This is a genomic window from Thiohalocapsa sp., assembly GCF_019695415.1.
Taxonomy (GTDB): Bacteria; Pseudomonadota; Gammaproteobacteria; order Chromatiales; family Chromatiaceae; genus Thiohalocapsa.
Genome location: NZ_JAIFKJ010000501.1, coordinates 1 through 3793 on the forward strand (window position 1 = coordinate 1; position 3793 = coordinate 3793).

3 protein-coding genes are annotated in these 3793 nt (G+C 68.8%); all 3 read right to left on the reverse strand.

Features of this window, described 5'->3' with window-relative positions; translation table 11 throughout:
• Positions 1 to 1849 (reverse strand): CsoS2 family carboxysome shell protein (locus I6U14_RS13885; RefSeq protein WP_296900110.1); only part of this gene is annotated, 1849 nt, incomplete at its 3' end.
• Positions 1850 to 2314: 465 nt separating this feature from the next.
• Positions 2315 to 2659: a ribulose bisphosphate carboxylase small subunit gene (locus I6U14_RS13890; protein WP_296900111.1), complete on the reverse strand. Its 345-nt coding sequence runs from the start codon at positions 2657 to 2659 to the stop codon at positions 2315 to 2317.
• A gap of 99 nt (positions 2660 to 2758) precedes the next feature.
• A partial coding sequence (locus I6U14_RS13895) for a form I ribulose bisphosphate carboxylase large subunit (protein WP_296900112.1) occupies positions 2759 to 3793 on the reverse strand: 1035 nt, incomplete at its 5' end.

Genomic DNA, 3793 nt, shown 5'->3' on the forward strand with positions numbered 1-3793 from the left:
CTCCCCCGCGCGGCTGGGCCGCCGAGGCCTCCCTGGCCGGGCGGGCGACCAGGACCCCCGGCCATGGGCCAAATTGCGATGCGCGTCCACCGGCGATGGCCGGCGGGAAGTCGGGCGCGCCCGGCTGCGCGCCATTGCCACCACAGGCCTCGGCCCACTGGTCTTTACCGACATAGGGCGTACCGGTGAGCGGCTCGCAGGCACCCTTGCCGGCGCCGGTCATACCGCCACCGAAGCTGCGTCCACCGGCCTTTGGTCCGCTGATGCCAGGCTGGACGCCGGTCATGGCCGGCCCCGGGGTCATCGCGAGCGGACGGGTGCGGGCCTGTATCTCCCGTTGCTGCGGCGGCTCGCAGTAATCCGCCGCCTGCTCCAAGCCGGCATAGGGCGTGCCGGTGATGGCCTTGCAGGTGCCGGGCTCGTCGCCGGTGACCTTGGTGGAGCGGCCGGTCTGGGTGCCGGAGACGAACTGCCCCTTGTTGGTCGCCGAGGCGCCCACCTTCGGCGGCTCCGGGTTGGCCTCGACGTTGCAGGCTTGATACTGAGCAAGGTCTACATACTCGTCGCCGGTGACGACCCGACAGCTGCCCGGCTCGTCACCGGTGACCTTGGCAGAGCGACCAACCCGAGTGCCGCTCACGCTGCCGCCGGATAGGGTCATGGACAGGCCCACCTTGGGCGGGACGATATCCGTGCCGATGTCGGAAGGCGCTGTGTACTGGGTGCCGGTGGGCTTGATTTCGGCGCCAAGCTCGTCACCGGTGACCTTGCCGGAGCGGCCCACCATGTTGCCGGACACGGGCTTGCCGCCATAGGTTTTGGCAGCGCCGATCTTTCTCGGCCCCGGAGCGGGGCGAGCGTCACAGAAGGCCTCATACTGGGTGGGCGAGAGGTATTCGGTGCCGGTGACGTTCTTGCACGTGCCGGGCTCGTCGCCGGTGACCTTCGGCGAGCGCCCGACTTCGTTGCCGGTGACGTGCTGACCGTGACCGGTCGGGCTCTGCTGCACCTTGGGCACGGTGCGCATCGGCTCCGACTGGCAGAACTCGCGGAAGATGTCCGCGCCCATGTATTCCGTCCCGGTGACGGGGCGGCAGGTGCTGGGCTCGTCGCCCGTGGTTTTGTGGCTGCGCCCGACCTTGGTGCCGGTCACCAGCTGACCCATGGCGGTCTCGCTGACGGCGACCTTCCAGGGCTGATCCGAGGCGGCGCCTTGACGGGTTTCGGCCATGGCTTTGCGCTTGTTCGGATGGATGCGGCCCGTCGGCGAGGACTTGCGCTCACCGGCGCCGCCGTTGGTGCTGCGTTGAGCGCGCACCTTCTGCGCGAGCTCGCGGCCACTGAGCTTCGGGTTGGCCTGGCGTGCGAGGCTCGCCGTGGATTGGGAGCTGGCGTCCGCGCCCTTTCCGCGGCTCGACAGCGCCTTTCGCCGTGCCAGTGAGCGCATCCGGGACGTGGGCTTGGCGCCGAGCGCGGCTTCCGCGCGCTTGTTGAGCAGCGCGGAGGCCTTGCCGTTACCCTGACCCAGGCTGAGAGAGCGAGACTGTGCGCCGGGCTGGTTGGTAAACTGACTCAGATTCGGTGCCGCCTGGCTGGCCTCCTTGCGCTCTCCGTTGCTGCCCCCACCGCAGCCGGTGTTCTTGCTCGCTTGTTCTGCGGGCCTGCCGTGGCCTCCCTGCAAACCGTCGTCCTCGCCGCGGACACGATCACTGCGGCGTTGCGCGCGACGGCCATCCTTCGCCAGCGCGGCGCGGCGCTGACGGGCGAGCGCACGACTCGCGACGCTCGGGGATTGCGGCGCAGCGCCCACACGCGGACGCGGAGCCGCGGCGAAGCTGGGCTGCGGCACAGTCGCGCTCCGTGTCGGCGCGCTGGGCGCAGACGCGGAAACGGGGGTTGAAGCAGCCGGTGCCGGTGATGTCCGCGGCGCGCCGCGAGTGCGCTCCGGCGCGCTGGTACGCGCGCCCTGCTTGCCCTGGGTCGACATGGCCTTGCGCCGGGCCAGGGCCGCTTCTCGGCCGCTCGATTTCAGGTTCGCTTTGCTTGCCATGTGACTGGTTCCAGTGCCTGTTGCGGGAGGCAGCGTCGGTTGCTCTGACGACATCGGTGCGAGCGCCGGAGACGGCTCGCGACTTGCGACGGCGGCCAGCAACGGATATTGCCGTTCCTGCGCCGTCTCGCCGGCGGCGCCCGCCAGATGCACGAAGACCGAAAACGCGGTCATCGGCATCGGCGGCGCTTCAAAGCCGGGCCGGCCGGCGGGGGCTGCAGCTCGGCGTCGTGCTCAAGCAGCCCCCGGCAGCCGGGTACGGGATCAGCCCCGGCCGTGGAAGACCACGAAAGCGGAGCCCTGGCTCTGGGTGTAGTTGTCGTAGCCGGTGAGCTTCACGTGATGGTCCGGATAGGCGCGGTGGCAGGCTTCCAGCTCAGCGACCACGTCGCCCAGCTCCTGGGCACCGAAGAAGGGCAGCTTCCACATGGTCCAGTAGTCTTCCATGGCCTGGCTCGGGTGCGTGTGCTCGATAGCCGGCGTCCAGCCCTGGGCCAGGATGTAGGCGATTTGGGTGTAGATCTCGTCCTGGCTCATGGGAGGAAGGAAACCGAAGGTCTCCAGGGTCCGCTTGGTCTGGTAGTCACCCATGGTGTCTTGAAGAGGCATGGCGTAATTCCTGCGTGTTCGGTGGATCTGGCGTTCGTTGGGCGGCGGCGTGCCCGGCCCGTTGGCGGCCGGGCAGCGCCGAAGATCGTCGGCGCCGGGTTACTTGACGTCGAGCTTGTCGACGGTCTCGAACTCGAACTTGATCTCCTTCCAGGTCTCCATCGCGATGGCCAGCTCGGGGCTGTGCCGTGCCGCCTCGGTCAGGATGTCGCGGGCCTCCTTCTCGATCTCGCGGCCCTCGTTGCGGGCCTTGACCGAGGCCTCCAGCGCGACGCGGTTGGCAGCGGCGCCGGCGGCGTTGCCCCAAGGATGGCCCTGGGTACCGCCACCGAACTGCAGCATGGAGTCGTCACCGAAGATCGTCACCAGCGCCGGCATGTGCCAGACGTGGATACCGCCGGAGGCGACGGCGAACACGCCGGGCATAGAGCCCCAGTCCTGATCGAAGAACACGCCGCGGGAGCGGTCTTCCGGCACGAAGGACTCGCGCAGCTGGTCAACGAAGCCGAGTGTGGATGCGCGGTCACCCTCCAGCTTGCCGACAACCGTGCCGGTGTGCAGGTGATCGCCCCCCGACAGGCGCAAGCACTTGGCCAGCACGCGGAAGTGGATGCCGTGCTTGGGATGGCGGTCGATGACGGCGTGCATGGCGCGGTGGATGTGCAGCAGCATGCCGTTCTCGCGGCACCAGTTGGCCAGGCCGGTGTTGGCCGTGAAGCCGCCGGTGAGGAAGTCGTGCATCATGATCGGCGAGCCGACTTCCTTGGCGAACTCGGCGCGCTTGTACATCTCTTCCGGCGTGGAGGCGGTGACGTTCAGGTAGTGACCCTTGCGCTCGCCGGTCTCCTGCTGGGCCTTCTGGATGGCCTCGCCGACGAACTCGAAGCGGTCACGCCAGCGCATGAACGGCTGGGAGTTGACGTTCTCGTCGTCCTTGGTCATGTCCAGACCGCCACGCAGGCACTCGTAGACGGCGCGGCCGTAGTTCTTGGCCGACAGGCCCAGCTTCGGCTTGATGGTGGCGCCGAGCAGCGGGCGGCCGTACTTGTTCAGGCGGTCGCGCTCCGGCTGGATACCGGCCGGCGGGCCGCCGCAGGTCTTGATGTAGGCGATCGGGAAGCGGATGTCTTCCAG

Bases quoted from the DNA above. Each gene is read 5' to 3' on its own strand.
- I6U14_RS13890 (WP_296900111.1), bottom strand. From the start codon at position 2,659: ATGCCTCTTCAAGACACCATGGGTGACTACCAGACCAAGCGGACCCTG.